At 44.7% G+C, this 22,636-nt stretch carries 23 protein-coding genes and 1 riboswitch; of the genes, 17 read left to right on the forward strand and 6 right to left on the reverse strand.

The window, feature by feature from the left end; translation table 11 throughout:
* The first annotated feature begins 105 nt into the window (after nt 1–105).
* The gene (locus tag BMW79_RS19245) at nt 106–2,286 is read left to right on the forward strand and encodes a bifunctional alpha,alpha-trehalose-phosphate synthase (UDP-forming)/trehalose-phosphatase (RefSeq protein ID WP_089897268.1); all 2,181 of its coding nucleotides are present in this window, start codon (nt 106–108) and stop codon (nt 2,284–2,286) included.
* Nucleotides 2,287–2,351: 65 nt separating this feature from the next.
* On the opposite strand, the gene BMW79_RS19250 is transcribed toward BMW79_RS19245, so the two are convergent.
* Nucleotides 2,352–4,133, reverse strand: a complete 1,782-nt coding sequence (locus BMW79_RS19250) for a glycoside hydrolase family 15 protein (RefSeq protein WP_089897269.1) — start codon at nt 4,131–4,133, stop codon at nt 2,352–2,354.
* 159 nt (nt 4,134–4,292) lie between these two features.
* On the opposite strand from BMW79_RS19250, the gene glk reads away from it, so the two are divergent.
* The 16 genes from glk to BMW79_RS19335 all read left to right on the forward strand — a co-directional run bounded on the left by glk (nt 4,293) and on the right by BMW79_RS19335 (nt 16,435).
* On the forward strand, nt 4,293–5,348 hold the full coding sequence (gene glk / locus BMW79_RS19255) for a glucokinase (RefSeq protein ID WP_089897270.1): 1,056 nt from the start codon (nt 4,293–4,295) through the stop codon (nt 5,346–5,348).
* A 12-nt stretch (nt 5,349–5,360) separates the two neighbouring features.
* A riboswitch (Fluoride riboswitch) is annotated at nt 5,361–5,432 on the forward strand.
* Between the two features lie 45 nt (nt 5,433–5,477).
* Nucleotides 5,478–6,764, forward strand: a complete 1,287-nt coding sequence (locus BMW79_RS19260) for a voltage-gated chloride channel family protein (RefSeq protein WP_089897271.1) — start codon at nt 5,478–5,480, stop codon at nt 6,762–6,764.
* 49 nt (nt 6,765–6,813) lie between these two features.
* Nucleotides 6,814–7,245: a VOC family protein gene (locus BMW79_RS19265; RefSeq protein WP_143059220.1), complete on the forward strand. Its 432-nt coding sequence runs from the start codon at nt 6,814–6,816 to the stop codon at nt 7,243–7,245.
* 223 nt (nt 7,246–7,468) lie between these two features.
* Nucleotides 7,469–7,885, forward strand: a complete 417-nt coding sequence (locus BMW79_RS19270; protein WP_089897273.1) for a RidA family protein — start codon at nt 7,469–7,471, stop codon at nt 7,883–7,885.
* A gap of 124 nt (nt 7,886–8,009) precedes the next feature.
* Nucleotides 8,010–8,774, forward strand: a complete 765-nt coding sequence (locus BMW79_RS19275; protein ID WP_089897274.1) for an SDR family NAD(P)-dependent oxidoreductase — start codon at nt 8,010–8,012, stop codon at nt 8,772–8,774.
* A gap of 115 nt (nt 8,775–8,889) precedes the next feature.
* The gene (locus tag BMW79_RS19280) at nt 8,890–9,795 is read left to right on the forward strand and encodes a helix-turn-helix domain-containing protein (RefSeq protein WP_089897275.1); all 906 of its coding nucleotides are present in this window, start codon (nt 8,890–8,892) and stop codon (nt 9,793–9,795) included.
* A gap of 545 nt (nt 9,796–10,340) precedes the next feature.
* Nucleotides 10,341–10,865: a hypothetical protein gene (locus BMW79_RS19285; protein ID WP_089897276.1), complete on the forward strand. Its 525-nt coding sequence runs from the start codon at nt 10,341–10,343 to the stop codon at nt 10,863–10,865.
* A gap of 73 nt (nt 10,866–10,938) precedes the next feature.
* The gene (locus BMW79_RS19290) at nt 10,939–12,045 is read left to right on the forward strand and encodes a hypothetical protein (RefSeq protein WP_089897277.1); all 1,107 of its coding nucleotides are present in this window, start codon (nt 10,939–10,941) and stop codon (nt 12,043–12,045) included.
* Nucleotides 12,046–12,063: 18 nt separating this feature from the next.
* Nucleotides 12,064–12,264 carry a hypothetical protein gene (locus tag BMW79_RS19295; protein ID WP_089897278.1) on the forward strand — a complete coding sequence of 67 codons (201 nt, stop codon included), beginning with the start codon at nt 12,064–12,066 and terminating at the stop codon, nt 12,262–12,264.
* A gap of 63 nt (nt 12,265–12,327) precedes the next feature.
* Nucleotides 12,328–13,038: a hypothetical protein gene (locus BMW79_RS19300; protein WP_089897279.1), complete on the forward strand. Its 711-nt coding sequence runs from the start codon at nt 12,328–12,330 to the stop codon at nt 13,036–13,038.
* Nucleotides 13,039–13,464: a hypothetical protein gene (locus BMW79_RS19305; RefSeq protein ID WP_089897280.1), complete on the forward strand. Its 426-nt coding sequence runs from the start codon at nt 13,039–13,041 to the stop codon at nt 13,462–13,464.
* A gap of 106 nt (nt 13,465–13,570) precedes the next feature.
* Nucleotides 13,571–13,990, forward strand: coding sequence for a hypothetical protein (locus BMW79_RS19310; RefSeq protein ID WP_089897281.1), 420 nt, complete (start codon nt 13,571–13,573; stop codon nt 13,988–13,990).
* A 130-nt stretch (nt 13,991–14,120) separates the two neighbouring features.
* On the forward strand, nt 14,121–14,705 hold the full coding sequence (locus BMW79_RS19315; RefSeq protein WP_089897282.1) for a hypothetical protein: 585 nt from the start codon (nt 14,121–14,123) through the stop codon (nt 14,703–14,705).
* Complete coding sequence (locus tag BMW79_RS19320) at nt 14,702–15,142, forward strand: hypothetical protein (RefSeq protein WP_089897283.1); 441 nt, start codon at nt 14,702–14,704, stop codon at nt 15,140–15,142. Before BMW79_RS19315 ends, BMW79_RS19320 begins: the two co-directional genes overlap by 4 nt.
* Nucleotides 15,142–15,858 carry a hypothetical protein gene (locus BMW79_RS19325; protein WP_089897284.1) on the forward strand — a complete coding sequence of 239 codons (717 nt, stop codon included), beginning with the start codon at nt 15,142–15,144 and terminating at the stop codon, nt 15,856–15,858. Before BMW79_RS19320 ends, BMW79_RS19325 begins: the two co-directional genes overlap by 1 nt.
* Before the next feature lie 271 nt (nt 15,859–16,129).
* On the forward strand, nt 16,130–16,435 hold the full coding sequence (locus tag BMW79_RS19335; RefSeq protein ID WP_089897286.1) for a hypothetical protein: 306 nt from the start codon (nt 16,130–16,132) through the stop codon (nt 16,433–16,435).
* 916 nt (nt 16,436–17,351) lie between these two features.
* Here BMW79_RS19335 and BMW79_RS19340 read toward each other — a convergent pair.
* The 5 genes from BMW79_RS19340 to BMW79_RS19360 form a co-directional block, all read right to left on the reverse strand.
* Nucleotides 17,352–18,257 (reverse strand): oxidoreductase, encoded by a 906-nt coding sequence (locus tag BMW79_RS19340; protein ID WP_089897287.1) that lies wholly within the window; start codon nt 18,255–18,257, stop codon nt 17,352–17,354.
* An 81-nt stretch (nt 18,258–18,338) separates the two neighbouring features.
* Nucleotides 18,339–19,244 carry a helix-turn-helix domain-containing protein gene (locus BMW79_RS19345; RefSeq protein ID WP_089897288.1) on the reverse strand — a complete coding sequence of 302 codons (906 nt, stop codon included), beginning with the start codon at nt 19,242–19,244 and terminating at the stop codon, nt 18,339–18,341.
* A gap of 80 nt (nt 19,245–19,324) precedes the next feature.
* Nucleotides 19,325–19,852: a hypothetical protein gene (locus BMW79_RS19350; RefSeq protein ID WP_089897289.1), complete on the reverse strand. Its 528-nt coding sequence runs from the start codon at nt 19,850–19,852 to the stop codon at nt 19,325–19,327.
* Between the two features lie 110 nt (nt 19,853–19,962).
* Nucleotides 19,963–21,558, reverse strand: coding sequence for an MFS transporter (locus tag BMW79_RS19355; protein WP_089897290.1), 1,596 nt, complete (start codon nt 21,556–21,558; stop codon nt 19,963–19,965).
* A gap of 2 nt (nt 21,559–21,560) precedes the next feature.
* On the reverse strand, nt 21,561–22,634 hold the full coding sequence (locus tag BMW79_RS19360; RefSeq protein WP_089897291.1) for an HlyD family secretion protein: 1,074 nt from the start codon (nt 22,632–22,634) through the stop codon (nt 21,561–21,563).
* Between the last annotated feature and the right edge of the window lie 2 nt (nt 22,635–22,636).

The raw sequence follows: 22,636 nt of genomic DNA on the forward strand, positions 1-22,636 counted from the left end.
TGTATTTATTTATATATGTAGGTTCCGCTCTTTTGGGTGCATTTTTTGTTTTGTTGGTGCTGTTCCAATTGAATGTAATTAGATAATAGATTATATAAACTGACTATGCGAAAGACCATTATTGTATCGAACAGGCTGCCAGTAAAGATTTCAGAGACGAATGGGGAATACACCCTTCAACCTAGCGAAGGAGGCCTGGCAACGGGCCTGGGGTCCATCTACCGGGAAGGAAATAATATCTGGATAGGCTGGCCGGGACAGGAGATCACAGACCAGAAAGATCAGGACAAAGTAACCAAACAGTTGCGTAAGATAAACCTGATGCCGGTATACCTGACACAGGATGAAATCAACAACTTTTATGAAGGCTTTTCCAATGAAACACTGTGGCCGGTTTTCCACTATATGGCCGTTTATGCGCACTATGAACAGAGCTATTGGGATGCCTATTACCAGGTAAACAAAAAATTCAGGGATATTATCATGAAAGTAGCAGAACCCGGAGACACTATCTGGATTCACGACTACCAGTTATTATTACTCCCTGGCATGATCCGCGCAGAAATGCCGGAGATCTCCATCGGCTTCTTCCAGCATATTCCTTTTCCTTCTTTTGAATTGTTCCGTCTCATTCCATGGAGGGCGGAGATCCTCGAAGGTATGCTCGGCGCCGACCTGATGGGTTTTCACACTTTTGATGATACCCGTCACTTCCTGAATGCCGCCAGCCGCATCCTGCCCGTGAACACCTCCGCCAACGTGGTATCGTATAACGACCGCGCTATTGTGGTGGAAACATTCCCCATGGGCATTGATTATAACAAGTACGCCGAGATGGGCAAAGACCCCGAAGTATTACAACAGGTCCAAAACCTGAGGGAAAACTTTGGCAATGACCGGCTCGTACTTTCGATCGACCGGCTCGATTACAGCAAGGGAATATTACAAAGACTACAGGCCTTTGAACTCTTATTGCAACTGCATCCTGAATATATCGGGAAAGTGGTGCTTTATATGATTGTAGTACCTTCCCGCGACCAGGTGCCGCAATACAAGGAATTGCGGGATGAAATTGACAAGCAGGTAGGAAACATCAATGCCCGTTTCCGTACGCTCGCCTGGCATCCAATTCAGTATTTCTATCGTTCGTTTCCGTTTGAAACGTTATCCGCGCTGTACAATTTCGCGGATATCTGCCTGGTAACACCCATGCGCGACGGTATGAACCTCGTGAGCAAGGAGTATGTGGCCAGCCGCAGTAATAACGATGGCGTATTGATCCTGAGTGAGATGGCCGGGGCATCTAAAGAATTAATAGATGCTATTATCGTCAACCCCAATAATATTGGCGCTATTACCCGCGCTATCGTAGACGCCCTGAACATGCCGCTTCCGGAACAGCAACGGCGGATGAAACAAATGCGTTCGGTGGTATCCAAGTTCAATATCAATCACTGGGTAAAGCTGTTCATGACCCGTCTGCAGGAAGTCAATGAAATGCAAAAGAATATGCTCGCCCGCAGGGTAAACCAGGAAACAGCGGTATTGATCCGTCAGCAATATTTCAATAGCAAGAAACGCATCATCTTCCTGGATTATGATGGTACCCTGGTTGGCTTCCAGCCTAATATAGACCAGGCCTCACCGGATCCTGATCTGTACCAGCTATTGCGTGAACTGGCCAGCATTCCGGGCAACGACCTGGTAATGATCAGCGGGAGAAATCACGAAACGCTGGGAGAGTGGTTCGGTCACTTAGACCTGGACCTCATTGCGGAACATGGCGCCTGGCAAAAAACTAAGTCCGGCGAATGGTACCAGTTGCCGGGCCTTACCGACAAGTGGAAGAAAGAATTGTTGCCTATCATGGAACTGGCCACTGACCGTACACCGGGTTCCTTTATTGAAGAGAAAAGTTACTCCCTGGTGTGGCATTACCGTAAAGTGGAATCCGGTTTGGGTGAACTGCGCGCCAATGAACTGATGAATACACTGCGTTATTACACGGTGGAGAAAGGTTTACAGGTGCTGCCCGGAGATAAGGTAATAGAAGTGAAGAACGTAGAGATCAACAAGGGAAAGGCGGCTCTCAGTTGGCTGAATCATAAAAAGTATGATTTTATTATGGCCATGGGTGATGATGTAACAGACGAGGATATCTTTAAAGCATTACCGCATAAGGCCATAACTATCAAAGTAGGCAGCCAGGTATCTGCCGCACAGTACTATTTAAGAAGTTATCATGAGGTGCGACATTTGCTGCGGACATTACGCAACAGGGAATAGTCTTTATATAATATAAGAAAAGGAGGGGAGCATAAACTCCCCTCCTTTATTTTATATACAAATCACTATAGAAAAATGGGGGTATCCAGTTTCATGGCTATCCGGTAGGCTGCGTTCATTAAGCCTACGTGACTGTAAGCCTGCGGGAAGTTGCCCCACTGACTGCCGGTTTCGGCTTCCACATCTTCACTGAACAACAATAAGTGGTTGGAATATTGAAGCAGTTTACCGAACTCCCGCTGTGCGTCGTCCAGTCGCCCTACGCAGGCGAGTGCTTCCACATACCAGAACGCACATACGAGAAACGTGGTTTTGGGTTTGCCAAAGTCATCTGAATGAAGATATCGATAAAATAGTCCTTCCGGTGTTTTCAGTTCTTTCTCCAAACCAGCCAGGTGATCCCTTGCCTTTTCGGAGGCGGGGTCCAGGTAGTTCATCATGATTAATTGAAGGGTGCTGGCATCGAGGTGCTGGCTGCCGGCGGCATTGGTATATACTTTACGCACCGGATCGTAGCAGCTTTCAATATGTGCGGCAGCGCGTTCTTTCAACGCAATGGCTTTCTGGAGCAAGTCTTCGTTACCGATAGTGCGCGCCATTTTCTCAGCAGCAGCACAACCTGCCCACTGGAACAGGTTCGTATAGCAATGAACGTTAGCCATGTTCCTGAATTCCCAGATACCTGCATCTTTTTCATCGATCGTTTTCTCTATCTTCTTGAGAAGCAGTTCAATCCAGCGGTCAGAATCCTTTCTCTCGGAAAAAATAAAACGATGATCAGTATATAATGGTAGCATGGAAATAAGCACCTGACCATAAATATCGTTCTGGATATGTTCATAGGCCTGGTTGCCTACACGCACCGGTTTATTTCCCATGTAGCCATCGAGGTGCGGCAGAATGGTTTCCGAAAGAGTCTTTTGCCCGGTAATGCCGTACAGTGGCTGATAGCGGAAATCTCCGGAGAAGGAAATATCAGTGATATACCCGAAGTAACGTTCCATTTCTTCGAAATGCCCGATGTGGTTCAGGGCGGTAATAATATAATAGGTATCCCGCATCCAGCAATAGCGGTAATCCCAGTTACGCCCGCTTTCCGGGAACTCCGGTAAACTGGTGGTGCTGGCTGCAATGATGGCGCCGGTATCTTCGTATTGATGGATCTTCAGCGCCAGCGCTGCGCGGATCACATAAGGCTGAAAGTAATTGGCGATAGAAGAATGTTTGATCCAGGTGCGCCAGTAGGTAATGGTTTCCCGGAGAAAACGTTCTGCCGTACTGGCCAGGGGCGCTTCCAGCGGATGTCCGTAAGTGAGGATCAGGTACCGGGTGTCGTTCAGTACGAAATACTCTCCGTCGATCAGGTAGCTGACAGCGATATTAGTGGTAAGACGGATGTTTTCCTCACAGCCTGTAAACTCGATATGGCTGCTGCCCCTCATTGGTCGCAGTTTTTGTGCGCCATAATCGCAGGTAGGTTCGCATTTCACCTTGATGCGGGGAGAGCCTTCTAGCGGTTCTATCTTCCGGATCAGCATCAGGGGTTTGAAAAAGCGTTCGTACTGCAGGAAGCGGGGGGCAAAGTCTGTTATCCGGTAGCTGCCTTCCGTAGTGGAGATTTCTGTACATAGTACATTGGTGTTCTCCAGGTAGTACTGATGGGAAGAATAGTCGGCCTCCGGTAAAATGGAGAATTCGCCGCCTTTCTTTTTATCCAGTAGTCCACCGAAAACAAAAGAGCTATCCATGCGGGGCCAGCAAAGCCAATCGATGTTTGTGTTCTTGTTAATGTGCGCGAGAAATGCGCAGTTGCCAATAAGTCCTGTCTGATAGGTATGTCGTTCCATGGGCCTTTGGTTTGTGATGAATTACATTTTCCTGGTAAAATTGTTCAACGCGGAACAAAAGCTATTCCAAGAATGCGGCCGGAGGCATTAATTAACAAAACATAAGGATGCTGTATTATAAATGGAAACCCTTATTTTTAAGTATAAAGTTCCACAACGATGCAAACATTGAAAAAGCAGTCCTATCTCCCGCGCTTCATAGAGCCGGAGCAGGGAGGTGACACCAAAACCTGGCTGCTGGCCGGAGATCTGGGAGGCACTAAAACCAATCTGGCGTTGTTCAGTAGCCTGAATGGAGAATTGGATCTGATCCGGGAAGAGAAATATGCTTCGCGCGACTACCAGAATTTCTCTGAGATGATAAAGCATTTTCTCAGTGAAAGCAGCGATACGCCACCTAATCGTATATGCATCGGCGTAGCCGGACCGGTAGTGAGGGGAAAAGTGGAGCTGACTAATCTGAGCCGGGAGTTGAGTGAGGACGAAATCCGACAGAGTACTGGTATTAACGCTGTAGCCCTGATCAACGACCTGGAAGCCACTGCTTATGGATTGGCCACTTTATCGCCTCATCAGCTGACCACGCTGCATCGCGGGGCGGCAGACCATACGGGGAACATCGCGATTATAGCCCCTGGTACCGGCTTGGGAATGGCCGGCCTGTATTGGGATGGCGAGCACCATCATCCGTTTCCTACGGAAGGAGGACATACCGATTTTGCTCCGAGAACAGACCTGGATATTCTGTTGCTCCGTTATTTGCAGGAAAAATATGAAGTAGTAAGCTGGGAGCGACTGATCAGTGGCCCCGGTATCAGTGATATTTATGTATTTCTGCGCGATATCAAAGGTATGGAAGAGCCGGCGGAGTTGAAAGCGGCTATGGATGCCGGAGATCCTTCTGCAGAAATCAGTAAGGCGGCGATCGCCGGAAAGGTCCCCATCTGTATGAAAACGATGGAATTATTTGTGCGTTACCTGGCGCGGGAATCCTGTAACCTGGTGCTGAAAATGAAAGCCACCGGGGGGCTGTTCCTGGGAGGAGGGATTCCGCCCAAGATTGCGTCCTTACTGGAAACAGGCGAATTCTATCATCATTACATGCAGGGCGACCGGATGGCGGAATTACTGGCCAGTGTACCTATTCATATTGTGAATAATGATAAGTCGGCCTTATGGGGCGCGGCATTTTATGCTGGATTATTAAAAGAATAAACTTATTTTTGGGAGATAACAGGAAATGGTGTCTTCCTGACCCAAACCGTCAGCCCTTGGCTGTCTGATGGCGCCTACAAATATTATCGTGGTGGCAATGCTACCACATAATGCTGCTATTTGTAGGATATGAAAAAAATAACATCTTCGCTGGAACAATTCACAGTGGCTTATCAGCTGCTGCGTTGGACTGTATTGGTAACACCGGTCGCCATGATTGTGGGATCGCTTGTTGCCTTATTTCTATGGTTACTGGATTTCGCTACGCATGTGCGTTGGCAGCATGAATGGTTGCTGTTCGGCCTTCCTGTTGCGGGTGTACTGATTTATTGGCTGTATCGCATTGGTGGCAGGGATGCTGAGAAAGGGAACAACCTGATCATGGAAGAGATCCATCAGCCGGGTGGGGGAGTGCCAGCCCGTATGGCGCCACTGGTGCTGATTACCACTATTATTACCCATTTATTTGGCGGTTCAGCCGGCAGGGAGGGCACTGCGGTGCAGATTGGCGGTAGTATGGCGGGATTGATCGGGAAAAAACTGGGTCTATCGGCGCCAGATATACGAATTTTGCTGATGACAGGGATCGCGGCTGGTTTTGGAGCTGTGTTTGGCACGCCTCTGACAGGTGCTGTTTTTGCCCTGGAGGTACTCGCGATTGGTGTAATGCGGTACGATGCGCTGGTGCCTTGCCTGATTGCAGCTGTTTTTGCAGATATTGTTTGTTCCGCCTGGGGCATTCATCACACGCACTATACTATTGGATACATAGGTAATGCCATCACGGAAAGCATTCCTTTTTTACATATGGACCTTTTACTGCTGGCTAAAGTGATTGTAGCCGGTGTTGCATTTGGCATGAGCAGTTTCCTGTTCTCGAAGCTGATGCATAATATTAAACATCTCGCTAAAACTTATATTAAAATACCCTGGTTAATTCCGGTGATAGGAGGTATCGTAATTATCGGGTTGAGTTACGTGGCGGGTACGCGTGATTATCTCGGTTTAGGGGTATCCAGCAAATCGCCGGATGGTATCAGTATCCTTGCCGCGTTTGATCCGCAGGGAAATATCAACGACTGGAGCTGGCTCTGGAAGCTGGTTTTCACGGCCATTACATTGGGCATGGGTTTCAAAGGGGGAGAAGTGACCCCGTTATTTTTTATTGGTGCTGCATTGGGCCACACGTTGGCATTACTCCTGGGCGCACCGGTGGATCTGTTTGCCGGACTGGGCTTTATTGCGGTTTTCGCGGGAGCCACCAACACGCCTATTGCCTGCACTTTGATGGGCGTAGAATTATTTGGCACCTCACATGTGTTGTATTTTGCTGTTGCCTGTTTTACGGCGTACTATTTCAGTGGTCACTCAGGCATCTATGGTGCGCAGCGCCTGGAAGTACAAAAACTACACTAACAATTTTGTCAGTACCTTTTTATTCCCTTTGCTGCCAGTACATTTGGGCATGAGTAATATTACAGGGATGCATCACATCGCCATCCAGGCGAAAGACTATAAAGCAACGATTCAATTTTACGAGGCCCTGGGACTAACGCAGTTTCACAGCTGGAGTTTACCCGAATTCAATATTGAATATGCGGCGTTACTGCAGATTCCCGGAACGGGATCTTTCATCGAAATATTTGACAAAAACGCCAACGTTGCTACACAGGGACGCAGAGCGGCAGTGGGAGAGTTGCCGGTATCAGGAGCCTTACTGCACTTTTGTTTTACTGTGAAAAACGCCACGGTGGCTTATAATGAAGCTATTGCTGCAGGTGCTGTCAGCTGCATACCGCCATCAGTGCTGTTCCTGGGAGAGCCGCCGCTTACGGTACATAATTCCCTTGTGTACGGGCTGGACGGAGAGGTCATTGAGTTTATCGAAGCATTTTAAACCGGTCAATTCGGTGTGTTTATGCGCATCTGTTATGCAATAGATAGTGTATTCTGTATCTGTTCCTGCGTGTTCATTTCCTTTTATTTTGTGAGATATAAAAATTAACCGCATGAAAAAGGATGCGGACTGATCCCCGGGTATTTCGTGGAAAGGTATACTGGTAGCTGTTTTAGTAATGGCGCTTGCAGGTAGTTCATTCATTATTTTTAAAAGCAACAACATGGCACAAGAAACATACGCACCACAATTTATAAACCCGGCCGGGTTGTATGACCCTGCTCCGAATGCATACTCTCATATCGCTGTTGTACCAGCCGGCCATACGCTCGTGTTCGTGGCCGGGCAGGGGGGAGAAGCCGCCGATGGCAGATTGGTGAATGATTTCCGTACACAATTAAAGCAGGCGTTCAGTAATCTGCAAACTGCATTGACTTCTCAAGGTTTAACCTTTAAAGATGTGGTAAAACAAACCACTTTGATTGTGGATCACAATCCTGAAAAGCTGAAAATCCTGACGGAAGAATCTTTGCAGATCTGGCCCGATAAGCAATTTCCTGTCAATACGTTGATTCCAGTGCCTGGGCTGGCACTGGAGGGGATGTTGATTGAAATTGATGTGACAGCCGTTAAGCGGTAAAGCTTTTTTATGCTGCAAACTCCGTTTTGTATGTAATTATTTGAATTTCGCAAATAAGCGATTGATATCGACAAACAACGGGGCCTTAACCCATCCTAACTTTGTGTAACAAAACACAAATAAGATGGAAAACAACAATAAAATAGCGTTGGTAACCGGTGGAGGCCGGGGTTTAGGTAAGAATATGGCGCTTAAACTCGCAGAGAAAGGGTTAAATGTGATCCTTACTTACAACAGCCGCAAGGAAGATGCCGAACAGGTGGTATCTCAGATTCAGCAAAGCGGACGGCAAGCGGCAGCCTTACAATTAAATGTTGGTGACCTGAAAAGTTTTGATTCCTTTTTTGAGCAGTTAAAAAAGTTGCTTCACGACGTCTTCAAGGCAGACAAGATTGATTTTTTAATCAACAACGGAGGTATCGGTGGACATGCGCTTATCGAGCAGGTAACAGAGGAAATGTTTGATGAGTTACTCAATATACACTACAAAGGTGTCTACTTCCTGACACAGAAAGCGATTCCTGTTTTAAATGATGGTGGCGGCATTATCAATATTTCTTCCGGACTGGCACGCTTCAGTTTACCTGGATCATCTGCCTATGCCTGTATGAAAGGAGCCATTGAAGTATTTACCAGGTATTTGGCAAAAGAACTGGCACCAAGAGGCATCCGGGCAAATACGGTGGCCCCGGGCGCAATAGCTACGGACTTCTCCGGTGGTCGTGTTCGTGACGACGAGCAAACCAACAAAATGGTCAGCAGTATCACAGCGCTGGGACGAGTAGGTTTGCCGGATGATATCGGCGGCGTAGTAGCGTTCTTATGTACGCCGGAAGCCGGATGGATGACAGCTCAGCGGATCGAGTTGTCAGGCGGCATGCTTATCTAAAAAACTATAGAGGATGTGGCTAACGTAATTACTTTTTACGTTAGCCACATCCTCTATTTTTCCATCGCGTAAAATCCCGGTTAAAGGTTAAATTTGAATACTACAAACTCATGTCATGGCAAATTCTTCCATAGATGACTTTTATCAAAAAGCGGCAGCGAAGCTTCCTGAAGGAATTACGAAGGAAATCGGGCACTTCAACGTGTTTGAAACGGCCACCTTGTTTGATAAGAAAACAGGCAACCGTATCATGCCTTATAGTCGCCGTGAGTATTATAAAATCAGCCTGATAAAAGGTCGGAACAGAGCCGAGTATGCAGACAAAATTATTGATATTCCGGAGAGCGCATTGCTATTTGCTACTCCCCGGATTCCTTATCACTGGCTCCCTCAGGATAGTAATCAGTCTGGTTTCTTCTGTATTTTTACAGCAGATTTTCTAACCAAAAGCAAAGTTGGAGTGGTACTCGATGAACTACCGATTTTCCAGCCAGGTGAATTGCCCGTGTTTCAGCTTTCCGCAGAAGAAACAACAGAGCTGGAATACATCTTCCGGAAAATGCAAAAAGAAATTGGGGGTGATTACGCCTATAAGTATGATCTGTTGCGCAACCTGGTGCTGGAGCTTATTCATTATGGACAAAAGCTTCAACCTATGCCTGCCCAGAAATCTGTTCAGAATGCTTCTGACAGAATTGCTTCCTTGTTCATCGAATTACTGGAAAGACAATTTCCTATTGAATCGCCGCAACAACAACTAGGACTTCGCTCTGCCAATGATTATGCCACCCGGTTAGCCGTTCACGTTAATCATCTTAATAAGGTATTGAAAGAAATCACCGGCCATACCACAACAGCTATCATTAGCAACCGCGTTATCCAGGAAGCCAAGATCCTTTTAAAACAAACGGACTGGAATATTTCTGAAATTGCCTACACGTTAGGTTTCGACGACCTGGCTCATTTTTCCAACTTCTTTAAGAAACAAACCTCGTTTGCACCACTGGCATTTCGGTCGTAGATATTGCGAAATTTTACCGCGGTTCCCGGAGTTACACTGAGGAATTGGCGATTGAAATGTGAGCCGTTTGTTAAACCCGAAATCCGGATTAAATAGAAATGGGAGTGAACCTTCAATTCAACAGTCGTGCACCGTTATTTTTCTTTCCTGTCAGTGAATTCCTTTAAATAAACACCGTCGGAGAATTAGAAATACGCACCACGGGTTAGATATTATATTTATACGCGATTCTCAGCGTGCTCATTATCATCAGATTTATTCGTTAAAAAGCCAAGTTGCCCCTGGAAAGCTATGGACCTTTTGGTATGGCTTTAAATTGAATCGAATATTCCTATAATTTATAGTAAAGTAAACACAGGGGGAGAATGTAAAACCTAATTATAATAGCGTGTCTGTAGCCCACTTACACATGATAAGATAGGTATATATGACTGGATAGTATTAATAATTATTAATATTTAATGTGTTTATTATCCGCCTATTTATCAAGGTGTTATGGTGAAGGTAAAAATATTGCGTCTTTATAAAAACTTTTATTTTATAACATGACCAATTTAACCCAACCCGTACCGAAGAAAAGGGAATGTATTACTGTCCGTATCAACCAGAATAGAGCACTAAATCAAATTACCCTCGATTACCGTTTAAATGAGTTCTACGAAGATTTACAGGTGGAACTAAAGGGGGACTGTGAAGATTCGATCAAACAGGCCGCCAGACTGCGGAAATTCTCAGATGATATGCAGCATAACTACTGTGTACTTATTCATCGTTTGATATGGCAGGAGGGAGCTGGCCACGCAAATAAGCGGGCTTTTATGAAATTCCTCCAATACCATGATGTGCAAGCCCAATCTGTGCATAACAGATGTATTTTCCTACCTCGTTACAAAATGCCTAATCAGCAGAAAGCTGATAGACTTGTTTTCATGGATGACGGAACAGTTACTATTATCCCTAAGCATGACAAGTTTAGTGTAAATGTCCGGTACTATGAAAGCCGTCACTTTTACAAAAAGCTGGCCCGCTACATTGGTATTCCTGATTTAGAAGTAGTACACCGTCTTTGACAACTCCCGTTAAGTAAAACGGGAGTAACTCTGCCAACAAACTTAGATCAACGCACAAAAAGGCGTTTATCTTATGAATTATGTTCATGCTATTGATTGGCTGCAAATCCACGTCAAATGCCCTGTTGCCATCCAGGCGAAAGATAATTTTACCTATCATACCGAAAAAACCGACTATCAAACCAGGCAATTCCGCGAAGTCTACGAGATTAGCGTTTTAATGCCGTCCGGTGCCTATGAACGGTGTGCAGTGCTTGCTTGCAAGCCGCACGCCGCCTTCCTGGGCGGAGATATGGGGTTACTAAAGATTGAAAACAAATTTCTCTATCAATCCGACCTCAAACAATTTGTAGTTGCCCTGTTGGAGCAATACCATTTCAAATTTCACTCTATTAGCCGCCTTGATTTGGCCCTCGATTTCACCAGCTTTAACGGCGGCCTTCCTCCGGAAGATTTAATCAAAAATTTCCTACAGGAAAAATGGCTTAAAAAGCATAAGGCAAAATTTACCGTTGTGGGGGATCATATGGAGCGCAACGCTTACGAATACCTGCGCTTTGGTGCCAAAACAAGTGAGATAAACTATTACATGTACAATAAATCCAAAGAACTCGATTTTAACAAGGATAAGCCCTGGATACGTGCAATGTGGGAACAGGCAGGTTTTCATCCGGATGCCCAGGTATGGCGTTTAGAATTCAGCATGAAAAGTTCGTGCAAAGAATTGGTAGACTATGACTTTGGAGAAGTAATACCGGTAAAGGCCTTGGCTATTATTGATGGTGATAACAGTTTTACTTTATTCCGCACCCTATTTTATAAGCATTTCACTTTCGTTCGTAATACCAATGGTAACCGGAAAGATCGGATGAACGAGGTGGATTTGTTGACCCTTGAAAAACCCAATACAGTAGTGTTGCGCCTTACGGAGAAGATGGAAAGCACCCGCATGGATAAGGTGGTAATTAAGCGCATGGAAGCTCATAACCAGTATGTCCGTACAATTGATAAAAATTACTACCTCTATGGGGCTAAAATCCTTATGGAATACCTGATTCAGAGGAATTTAATTGAATGGTATTTGCAACATTTCCCCGGAGGAAGCGCTGAACTGTCTGTGCTGGGTAGAAAAGCCGGATTGATTACAGATGAATATTTACAGCAAGGACTTTATGAATAGGTTATAAAATTCGATAGTATGACAAACATCAGCATTAAAGTATTGACCCACAAGGATTACCGCGCAATTTTTGGCATTTCAATAAAAACTGCAAAGACCTGGATTTCAGAAGATCGTAAAAAAATTGGTTCTAAGCGTATTACAGACCATCATTTAAAACACCTTTACGGGTTGTCGCTAGAGCCTGAAAGGGTAGAAATTGGGGCTAAAAGGGGCTAATGTGGCCCATATTCGTATATGCTTGTAGGTTGCTTATTGGTTCTTTGTGGAAACAAAATACAAATGAAACTATTAAGCAACTTTACAGGGAGTTCTAAGGATGATATTTACCTTCAATCTTCCGCCCATGCCGTGGGATTTTGGCTTTCAGATCCGACCGGCCTTAATTTATCTACTATCAATCTTAAGATTGATTTCTTTTCAAAAAATCGCGGTTCTAAAGAGATTTACCCGCGAATGCCTTTGTCTGTTGCGTTTGAGATGAACACTTTTGAAGAAGGTTTTTACCTCCATGATGCCAACATCGCAAAGGGTATGATTAAACTTTCTCCTGATGGTAGCCTACACCTGGAGGAAGGCGAATATATCAAAATCAGTTTTGAGGGAGCAAAGGAAACTAATGTAATGAACATTAGTTCAATCGACGCGCCTATACTCAGCGCCACTTACAAGGCGATTAGTGCGGTTACCATCACCGGGCAAACCAAAGACCTGAATGTCCAGGATAGTTCAATGTTGCATCTGCCAATTTCAAAAATTGATGAAATCGACATCGTGTATCCTACAAAGACGGTAAAGTATTCCGGTATTGAATTGGAGTACCTGGGGCGTGCAATCAATGACCTGGTAAGCGTTAACCTTGCTGGTACTGCGGTTGTTGCTGGCTTTGAAAATTATGTATCCCTGTCCTGCTATGATGCCTATAAAGTAGCCATCACTCCGAAAACTTACGATCCGTTCGTAATATTCACTGAAAAACATAAATCGTTCTAAATGTCATTTCTCGGAAATCTCTTTAAACGTAAACCTGGTGGTACTGTCCTGGGAAACATATTACGTAAAACAGGCAGTACAGTTGCGGGCATAATTCCGTTTGTCGGGGGCGTAGCATCCAAAATAGTCGGCCAGGGTGCTATGATGATTAGCCAAGAGGATGCGGATAAACGCGACCTGTCGGATGCGGATTTCATGGCAAAATATGGGGTCCAAAAGGACGGCCGACCGATACCCGTTTTCAATACAGCAGGTCAGGCAATGCTGGCTACTGCTGGCGCTGGCGCTGTTGCTGGTGCAAATGCTGCCATCACAGGTATGCAAGCAACACAATCTGACGCCTGGAAGTACCTTAAATGGTTGCCTGTTGTGGGTTTGGCGTTTCTCATTTACAAAGTTTACAATAACAAAAAAAAGCGTAGATAATGGATAAGATAAAAGAATTTTTAGCCACCACACCTGGCAAAGTATCTGCGGCACTCGCTGCCGTCCTGGTAATCGTTTATTTCATCAGAAAAAACAAACGTAGATAATGGCTTATAGCAATTACAACCGGGGCGGGTATTCCCGTGGTAGCTACGGTAGAAGATCAAATTACAGCTATGCTGGTAGACCTACACAAAAAAGAAAAAAAAGCGGCTGTAAAATGCGTAGCGGCTGGACTTCCAGGAGAACTGGCGAACGTGTAGATGATAATTTGCTGACTGGCTGGAATAAAAGTAAATCCCGTGGCTTTATCACTTTCGTTGCAATTCCGCGCAAAGAGCGTGAAACGAGTAATGCGAATTTTGAGCATTGGGTGGTTAGTGTGTCATTTTCTACCGGAAAGAAAACGTTTACAGGGTTCTATAACATTAACCGAAGGCTCTTAACCATTCCGGATTTAGGTATGGTTGCAAACCCTAACGCCCCCAATGGTGGCTATTTTGGAACCTTCAAAAAAAGCAAGTAAGCAATGAAAAGTGTTTTCAAACTATTGAAATATGCAGGGGTGATTATCATTGTCCTGGAAGCCGTTAAAACGGTAATGACAAAGGTTTCCACTGAATACCCTGAATTAATGGAATCTAAACCAGGCGATAATGCTAAGTAGTTACGAATTAAACCTATTATTAGCAGTAGAACAGCGTTTATCCTTTCCAGCACTCAGTTTAGTTAAAAGTATTGCCTTTGAAACGGGCGGTACTTTTAATCCTGCTATAAAGAATAAGCAGAGCGGTGCTACCGGGTTAATTCAATTCCTGGAAAGCACGGCAGAAGGGATTGAAAAAGGGCTATACCTGCGTTTACCGAAAATGACATTCCAGGAGCAACTGACTTACGTAGAAAAGTATTTCCTGCAATGGAAAAAAACGTTTCCCCTGCCGCCGCGAGAAGCCTTTGACGTTTACGCCTTAATGTTACACCCTGCCTTATTTAACAAACCGGATGATACTGTCTTTGCCATTTCTGGTACAAAACGCTTTGACTGGAACAGGGCATTTGACCTGGACGGTAACGGTACAATTACAAAGGGTGAGGTAAAGAAAAAGTGGACAGCCGCAACAGATAAGTTAATGACCAGTAGCCGCATACCGATTACAACGGTAACAGCAAATGGCTTTATCCTAATATCTGTTGCAGTATTCCTGGCCGCTATGTATTACATTCTAAACTTACCACGATGAGGAAAAAACAAGACTGGCAAAAGTATCTGATATATTGCGGGTTACTATTTATCGCTTACAACTTGTTTAAAGGCCTTAAGGCCGCAGGTGCTGCTGTTAGCAGCCTTGCAGAACTTGACGCCCTGGCAACTGCCAGTAATGTAAACAAGGAAAGAATAGCAGTTTGTAAAGATGTTGCTGCAAAGGTGGAAAAAGCCATTTGGAACTACCACGATCTTTTTGGCATCCTCCCAATTACAGATTGGAAATTTAACGAGGATGAACCAGCAGTAATCCAAAATCTAAACCGGTTAAACACAACAGAAGAGGCAAAACTGACCAGTCAATTTTACGCGCAAGTTGCGAGGGGAAACAGTTTGAAAGCGGATGTAAAGAAGTATCTAAATAGCGCGGAACAGGCACAAATCAACATTACAGTAATAAATTCTCTTGACTGATGCACAACAACAACTATACATTTAATGATCAATTCTTTGCTCACATACGCGCTCCAAAGTATCAACTACAGAAGGTTACAGCCGTATTGAAAGGATTATCAATTTTTCCAACTTTGGAGAATATCTATTTGTCTTTTGTTGACAGGCAATACCTGTATTACACTGCTGCAGCAAAGGGGCTTACTGTGCATAGTACTGAAATAGTAAGCAATTCAGCGGAAGATTCTTTTGTCAGAGGTGCTGTAATGATTCTAAACATTCCCGCTGAACTTCCAAACGTAATGAGGGTTAGAGGGTTGGTAGTGCCGTATTCATTAGCGGAAAAATTGAATCCGTGGGATGTAATGGGCATGGAAGGAAACATCCACCAATTAGAAACTGTCAACTACTATCAGGATGATTACGGTCAGTGTGTGCATTCCTCGGCAGACTCGCACGGAGGTGCGGGGGAGAGCCACCCCAGTGGAATTATTAGGTTTGGTGTAATGTTCCAGGAGGAACAATTGCGATCAAGTATTTTTGAAAAAGACACGTATACTTATACAGTTGACTATAAACATGTGTATGTTTCGCCGGTTCATCCTCATAATTCAGTTGTTGAAGCAATGAAAACTCAATGCTGGCCTGGTAACCTGGACGTGTCCATATTACACAGAGATGCAGGAACTTATGAAGTAGAAAAAAAAGGGGAGCATATTTTGTTTCGTGTTCTATAGTTGCTATATTCGCGTTGTCAAACAACTATCGAATACAATAACAGCCTGGTTGCCGCCCTGGAAAGATATTAAGTTCTGGGGCTTGGCATCGGGTTGCAAGTACCCGAAACCTTCGGCGCCACGGCTACGATGTTGTTTGACAGTGACCAAGCCCCTTTTGTTATGATCAACCCTAAACGATTCGGGGTTAACTAGACGGTTAACTAAATGGATACCGGGAATTGTTTTTACTCTACCCGTTTTTTTTTCACCTCTAAACAAGATTACTATAATGGAAAATTTGGAGAGAGAAATGTTTGCAGATAAGCTAAGGGTTGCAACATCAGATTATCTTATAGCATTACATAAATTGGGTGTTCCAATTCGTAATGTATCAATAGATATGTTTGTCCCGGTGGGCGACCTGCCCGCGTTTGGCACTACTGTAAACAACATCATGTTAAATAACAGACTGTATGGCAAAGTTTCAAAGCAGATTATTATCGATTTTACAAATAATAACCCCGTTATTTCTGGAATCATAACGGTCCATGAACAAACGCCGGATCATATACCAGACATGCCCCCGGGTTTCTAAAAAATTAGTTTTCTATGTAAAATACCAAACGGGGTGGCGATTCGTTCGCCGCCTTTTTTTGTGCCTGATCGGGGCAATTATTTTCCTTTCTCCAGGACACGGACGGAGGCCCGCTACAGGCTTAAGTTCTACGAGTTTTGACCAGGTTATAACGTCTGTAAATCCGCTGTGGTGGCTGATTTCAATTTTTGACTTTTCCGGTTGCCAGAAATAGTGGGATTGATAGGGAAATTTTGGATGCTATTAATTTTTCAATATCTTAGGCCTGTTATTGATTTTTCAAATAGTTGTTCTTTGATTTTGTTGGCAAAACGCAAGGCCGTGTATTTCTCCTAAAGGTGGGCTGCGCATTATAGTTTTCCTCCCCGGAAGCTGCCAAAAAGAACATTTTTTCTAACCAGTTGATTTTTACCGTTTGACATATAAACATCACTGCTTATAATGTGTTTGGCAATTTCCTATAATTTATATTATGTTAAATGGAATATTCCTATTTAGAAGTTCATTCATTAATAATCTCCTATTACATCTACTTTTTGCAAACTGGGTTGATCGAAAGACTCCAGGGCTATTTTTGCCCATTTTATTATTGTACTGTAGATCCTGCTGCCGGACTGCTTTCAATAAAAGCGATTTAGAAAGGATAATATCATGAATCCCCTATCCAGGCCATTATTCTGAGGGTCAACAGATCGGGCTGGGAATCATTCCTACACCATGATTAATAAAATTTTCTCCATTTTTTATGGTGTATACACGAATATAAATACATTTAAAGCGTCCTACGCGGATACGGCTTTTGAATTCTCCTTAGCCACAGAGCCAGGCAAATCTCCAGACATCTTACATATAGCATCAACGGCTATACGAAAATAAATTCGTATAGCCGTTGATGCTATATTACACCAGAGAAAAATCAAGCAGGAAAATGAATCCCTGTAGCCGTTTCAGCAACATCCCAGAGCCGCCTGGCCACTACCTCGTCCAAGGCATTGGGGGCTATTTCTGCCTGCGCCGGATAGCCTCGGTAACCGCCATCCTGATCCGGGCCGTACAGTGCTCCGGCGGTAACTTCATCCGATACCGCCGCATACAGTGATGGTAAAGCTCCCTGCCAGGGCTCCATCAGCTCACCGATACGTGCTACTGCTGCGTTGAATTCATCCGGATTCATATGCCGCGACAACGCCGTTTTGTTGGCGCCCGGCTGTGCTGCAATGGAACGTACGTCATCTCCCACAGCTACAATCCTGCGCTGCAGCTCAATAGAGAAAAGCAAATTCGCTAACTTACTCTGACTGTATTCACGCATCGCATCATAGGACTGCTCAGATTTCAGGTTATCGAAATCGATGCTCCCCCTGAGATAAGCCATGCTGCTCAAAGTCACGATACGCGCGCCTGCTGTGGCTTTCAACAAGGGATACAGATGCCCCGTCAATGCAAAATGTCCGATAAAGTTAACCCCGAACTGCAATTCATAACCATCAGCTGTTCTTGAGGCCGGAGGAATCATAACTCCTGCATTATTGATCAACACGTGGAGTTCGGAATGTTGTTTTTTGAATGTTTCTGCAAATGCTTCCACTGCAGCAAGACTTCCCAGGTCCAATAGTGCTGTTTCGAGGGTACCTTTGCCTTCAGACTCCGTGATCCGTACAGCTGTGTGCGCTGCGTTGTCCTGATTTCTGCAGGCCAGTACCACATGCGCTCCTGCCTTATATAAAGCCAGCGCGGTTTCAAAACCTATACCTGCGTTTGCTCCTGTAACGATCACCGTTTTTCCGGTCTGATCGGTCATGTTATTTGTTGCTGTCCACATAAAATCAATTTATTTGATAGCACAAAGTTCAGGAAAGCATTGGTCCTGCTGATACTAAAATGAAAGGGAAAACTATATAAATCAATCAATATCTGATTGTCTGAACTGATTGGGGGTTGTCTTCATCTGACTTTTAAAGAAGCTGGAAAAATGGTTAGGCTCCTGAAATCCAAGACCCCAGGCGATCTCATTCACCGTCCAGTTAGTGCTTTTTAAAAGCACTTTCGCCTCTTGCAGCACACGTTCTTTTATTAATTGTGAGGTCGTTCTTGCCGTCGTCTCCTTAAGCGCCTTATTCAAATGGTTCACATGAATATTTAACTGTCGCGCAAAGGCGGAAGGCGTATTTAATTGTATCACCTGGTTACTCAATTCAATAGGAAACTGCCGCTCCAACAGTTCTGCAAACAAAGCCGTGATCCTTTCTGCTGCATTGGATCCTGCAACGGGACTTCCAACTGCAGGACGCATTTTCTGGGCTGCATGCACCACTTCCATTACCTGGCTTCGCAACAGATCATACTTAAAGGCATACTCTCCGTGCAACTCATCAAACATCCTGGTGAACAGGGATTGGAATAATGGTACATCGTCTGCGGATAAGGGAATCACAGCCGCACCTACTGCCTGAAAGACAGGATAATCCCGAATGTTGCCGAACCGGTTAAAAAAGTCTTCTGTAAAAATACAAACAAAGCCACTTTGTTTTTCACTGATTCGTTCCCAGTGATAAGGGATCATCGGATTGGTAAATACCAGTACACTTTCCAACACTTCTATGCACTGATCTGCATAATGGATTTTGCTATGGCCTTTAACCAGGCTCATTTTAAAGAAATTCCGGCGACTGTATGTAACAGGTTTATAATCAGGTAGCTGCATATCCTCTATCCGGAAAATATTAAAGTGCCCGATTTCCGCTGATGCAGAAGTCAGATCCTGGTTGAGGATCTTATAAAAGGTCTGAAGCGCCACAAAGTCTGCCATTCCCCAAAGGTACAAAAATCAAATAATTAAAAAACCGGTGGGAATCCTCCCACCGGTCACATTCAAACGACAGACAAAAATTATTTTACGGGCGTTCCATCTGTATTAAAAAAGAGCTTCTTCAATGTACTACCCTTCTTAACAGTTACCCGGAAATAGGATTTCTTTGTGGTTTCGCTGACAAGACGGGTGTACTTATCCGATTCTATAGTATAGCCTGGATACGCCTTCTGGATGCTGGTTACAATATTATCAGGCAAAGGCACATCCTTCACTTTTACCTGTGAAGCTATCTTCTGCCCGCTTTTATTATACAACGCGTAATAAGTATCTCCGTTCTTTTCTACACTCACAGAATAATAATCGGGATTACTGCCCGGCTTTGTAGCTCCATTGGAGGTTACCAGCCAGTCCTCCTTTGTATATTGGGCAGGTACAGAAAAATACGTGGACACACTACCATCAGGAAAGTCCCGTTCTGCGGCTCCTGTTACTTGTATGGGCACCGTTTTTTTATCTACTCTCCTTAAATTAAGATTCGCCACCTGCTGGGCAAACATGGTAAAAGACATGCCCATCAGGGCACTAAAAAACAGGATCTTCTTCATACATTTAGTGATTAAAAGTTAGAAAGACAGATGCTGCTGATTTGTACTATGCCAGAGAATATATCCATAACAAGCAATCAAACGAAACAGTTTAAAAATCCCGATGTTGCCTAAACTGTTGCTGCTGCTGGCTGTTTCGCCTTTACATTGATGGTGGTCCGGTTAATGTAGGGCGCCATCACAATCAACAGCATCAGGATCAGGATCAGGATGGCCACTAATTCATAATAATCCATTGCGTATTTGAGAAAAGCCTGCTTCTGAACTGCCTTGTCCAACAATCCTGGCGCCAGTTTCGCTGCCTGATCTGCCAAAAGCCCCCGCCCCTGCAATGCCGACTGATAAGTGTGTAAACGCTCTGCCAATCCATTATCTGCCTTAGAAATCCTGTCGCTAAGCCGCATGGCGTGTGTTTTTGTATAATACAGGGAGAAATAATTAATCAACGCTGTACTCATGCCAAAAAAGGTAAACCGTATGAACACACCTGCAGTGGAAGCCGATACGCTGATGCTTTCCGGTACTGAAGAAATAATGAAAAGCACAATAGGCGTCAGTAGCATTCCCGCCCCCCATCCCTGGATGATCAATGGTAATATAAAGGTCGACTGATCCGCCTCCGATGTAAACAGAAAATACATGGAGCTGTGAAACACCAGCAACAGGAAGAATCCCACCAGCCAGATGAACTGCAACGGCCTCTTCTTAATCACCAGTCTCGCTGCGATGGTGGCACCAATTAAAATGCCTACCAGGTTATAGGAAAGCAACTCATAAGTATGCAATGGATCCATGCCCAATACGGTGGAGAAGAAACTGGTAGTTACATTGAACGATCCCCTGATAAGATACAGACATCCCAGGAGTAATATGCCAAACAGGAATCCCCTCGACTTAAATACATCCATATTGATAAACGGCCGCTTGCTATATACCTGTCGTACTACAAACGTGGCTCCCAGGAAAATAATGCCCGCAATACACCATACAATGCGCGGGTCTTCCAGCCAGTAATATTGCTGTCCGTAGATCATCACATATCCCAATAAAATAAGCATGGGAGCATACAGGAAAAAGCTGGTCCAGTCCAGCTGATAAAGTGGCATCCGCCGTACCAGGTGTACCTTGTTCATCAGCAACAGCAGCAATACTGCTCCCGGTACAAAGGCATAAATGACCATCTTATACAATACATTATATTCAAAGTCATCTACCAGCGGAGCGGTTACGAGGGAAGTGAGGGATCCCGAACACAGGATCATGCCGTAGAAAATGGCATACCCGGTTTCACGGGCATGTTCCGATTGCAACCGGCTGAACAGCAGTGTAAGACAGATACTGGTGACACCGCAGTTTAATATGCCCTGCAGAAAACGACAAATAAAAAGTACAGAGATTTCCCTGGTATGGTAACAGAAATAAGTGACAATTACCTGTAGTACCAGGCATAACAGGAAATACTCTTTGGTAGAGATACGGCTGAAAAAACGTTTCTCCAGTGGCGTGAAAGCCACCAGGGAGGCGTAGTACACCAACATGGAAAACTGTATGTCCTGTGGCTCTGCTCCGTAAAATCCCGTGGCTGCGTTCACGTTAGCTGTCGACAATGCAAAGAGCATTACCGTTGGAAATAGCACCAGTAATATAGTGAGCCGGATTAACCATTCGGGCACCCATGAACGAAATATCTGTTTACTTTGACCCATGATTACCTTCGTTCTTTTGCAATAGATACATTCACATTCATACCGGCTGAAAGTACTTTCAGGTCGTCCGGACTACCGTCAAGGCGTATACGGACTGGAATACGCTGGGCTATTTTTACAAAGTTTCCAGTCGCATTGTCGGGTGGCAGCAATGAAAAACGGCTACCAGTAGCGCCTGACAGGGACTCAATTTTACCAGTGAGTGTTTTTCCCGGGAAAGCGTCTACCACAATGCTGGCGGTCTCTCCTACTACCATATGACGGATCTGGGTTTCTTTAAAATTGGCGACTACCCATTTACCGGCTTCCCAGTCAACGATATAAGCCAATACCTGTCCTGCAGATACTAATTGCTTTGGTTGAATGGTGCGTCGGCCCATCTTTCCGTTGTATGGTGCGGTAATAATGGTATAGGAAACATTGAGATCGTTTTTGGTGACCACAGCCGCCCTCCGCTTGATCTCCGCCTCCAGCGCCGATTGTTGTACGCGGGCATCGTTGATCTTTGCCAGTGAAACCTGGTATGCATCCAGGGCGGTATTGTATTCTGAACGCGCCACGGCCAGTGCCGCCTCTACCCTTTCGAGCTGCTGTTTGGTGGCAGATTCTACGTCATACAATTTCTTATAGCGATCGTATTCCTGTTCCTGGTGCGTCAGTTTCGCTTTGGCAGCGGCAATCTGCGACTGGTATACTTTAGACGACTGGGCGGTGGTAGACACATTGCTTTCGAGTATGTTCACTTCCGCTTTTGCGTTTAACAGAGAGGCTTCCGCTTCCTGTTGTTGTGCGGCATACTCACTGTTGTCAATGATAATCAACGTATCACCTTTCTTTACTTCCTGGTTTTCTTCATACCGGATCTCTTCCACGTACCCGGTTACTTTTGCTACAACAGGATTAATATACTCGTCGATCTGCGCATCGTTTGTTTCCTCGAACTTCCATTGATGCAACAGGGTTCTGATTCCCCAGATCGCCAGAAATACTACTACCACCGTCGCAATGATGGTGGTGATACGTGAAATAAGTCTGTCCGTTCTGTTAGTAGTGGTGTTAGTGTTCGTCTTGCTCATAT

It is taken from the genome of Chitinophaga arvensicola (assembly GCF_900110835.1).
GTDB lineage: Bacteria > Bacteroidota > Bacteroidia > Chitinophagales > Chitinophagaceae > Chitinophaga > Chitinophaga arvensicola.

Excerpts from the sequence above, each read along its gene's own strand:
- BMW79_RS19245 (WP_089897268.1), top strand. The coding sequence starts at position 106 with ATGCGAAAGACCATTATTGTATCGAACAGGCTGCCAGTAAAGATTTCA.
- BMW79_RS19250 (WP_089897269.1), bottom strand. The coding sequence starts at position 4,133 with ATGGAACGACATACCTATCAGACAGGACTTATTGGCAACTGCGCATTT.
- glk (WP_089897270.1), top strand. The coding sequence starts at position 4,293 with ATGCAAACATTGAAAAAGCAGTCCTATCTCCCGCGCTTCATAGAGCCG.
- BMW79_RS19260 (WP_089897271.1), top strand. The coding sequence starts at position 5,478 with ATGAAAAAAATAACATCTTCGCTGGAACAATTCACAGTGGCTTATCAG.
- BMW79_RS19265 (WP_143059220.1), top strand. The coding sequence starts at position 6,814 with ATGAGTAATATTACAGGGATGCATCACATCGCCATCCAGGCGAAAGAC.
- BMW79_RS19270 (WP_089897273.1), top strand. The coding sequence starts at position 7,469 with ATGGCACAAGAAACATACGCACCACAATTTATAAACCCGGCCGGGTTG.
- BMW79_RS19275 (WP_089897274.1), top strand. The coding sequence starts at position 8,010 with ATGGAAAACAACAATAAAATAGCGTTGGTAACCGGTGGAGGCCGGGGT.
- BMW79_RS19280 (WP_089897275.1), top strand. The coding sequence starts at position 8,890 with ATGGCAAATTCTTCCATAGATGACTTTTATCAAAAAGCGGCAGCGAAG.
- BMW79_RS19285 (WP_089897276.1), top strand. The coding sequence starts at position 10,341 with ATGACCAATTTAACCCAACCCGTACCGAAGAAAAGGGAATGTATTACT.
- BMW79_RS19290 (WP_089897277.1), top strand. The coding sequence starts at position 10,939 with ATGAATTATGTTCATGCTATTGATTGGCTGCAAATCCACGTCAAATGC.
- BMW79_RS19295 (WP_089897278.1), top strand. The coding sequence starts at position 12,064 with ATGACAAACATCAGCATTAAAGTATTGACCCACAAGGATTACCGCGCA.
- BMW79_RS19300 (WP_089897279.1), top strand. The coding sequence starts at position 12,328 with ATGAAACTATTAAGCAACTTTACAGGGAGTTCTAAGGATGATATTTAC.
- BMW79_RS19305 (WP_089897280.1), top strand. The coding sequence starts at position 13,039 with ATGTCATTTCTCGGAAATCTCTTTAAACGTAAACCTGGTGGTACTGTC.
- BMW79_RS19310 (WP_089897281.1), top strand. The coding sequence starts at position 13,571 with ATGGCTTATAGCAATTACAACCGGGGCGGGTATTCCCGTGGTAGCTAC.
- BMW79_RS19315 (WP_089897282.1), top strand. The coding sequence starts at position 14,121 with ATGCTAAGTAGTTACGAATTAAACCTATTATTAGCAGTAGAACAGCGT.
- BMW79_RS19320 (WP_089897283.1), top strand. The coding sequence starts at position 14,702 with ATGAGGAAAAAACAAGACTGGCAAAAGTATCTGATATATTGCGGGTTA.
- BMW79_RS19325 (WP_089897284.1), top strand. The coding sequence starts at position 15,142 with ATGCACAACAACAACTATACATTTAATGATCAATTCTTTGCTCACATA.
- BMW79_RS19335 (WP_089897286.1), top strand. The coding sequence starts at position 16,130 with ATGGAAAATTTGGAGAGAGAAATGTTTGCAGATAAGCTAAGGGTTGCA.
- BMW79_RS19340 (WP_089897287.1), bottom strand. The coding sequence starts at position 18,257 with ATGTGGACAGCAACAAATAACATGACCGATCAGACCGGAAAAACGGTG.
- BMW79_RS19345 (WP_089897288.1), bottom strand. The coding sequence starts at position 19,244 with ATGGCAGACTTTGTGGCGCTTCAGACCTTTTATAAGATCCTCAACCAG.
- BMW79_RS19350 (WP_089897289.1), bottom strand. The coding sequence starts at position 19,852 with ATGAAGAAGATCCTGTTTTTTAGTGCCCTGATGGGCATGTCTTTTACC.
- BMW79_RS19355 (WP_089897290.1), bottom strand. The coding sequence starts at position 21,558 with ATGGGTCAAAGTAAACAGATATTTCGTTCATGGGTGCCCGAATGGTTA.
- BMW79_RS19360 (WP_089897291.1), bottom strand. The coding sequence starts at position 22,634 with ATGAGCAAGACGAACACTAACACCACTACTAACAGAACGGACAGACTT.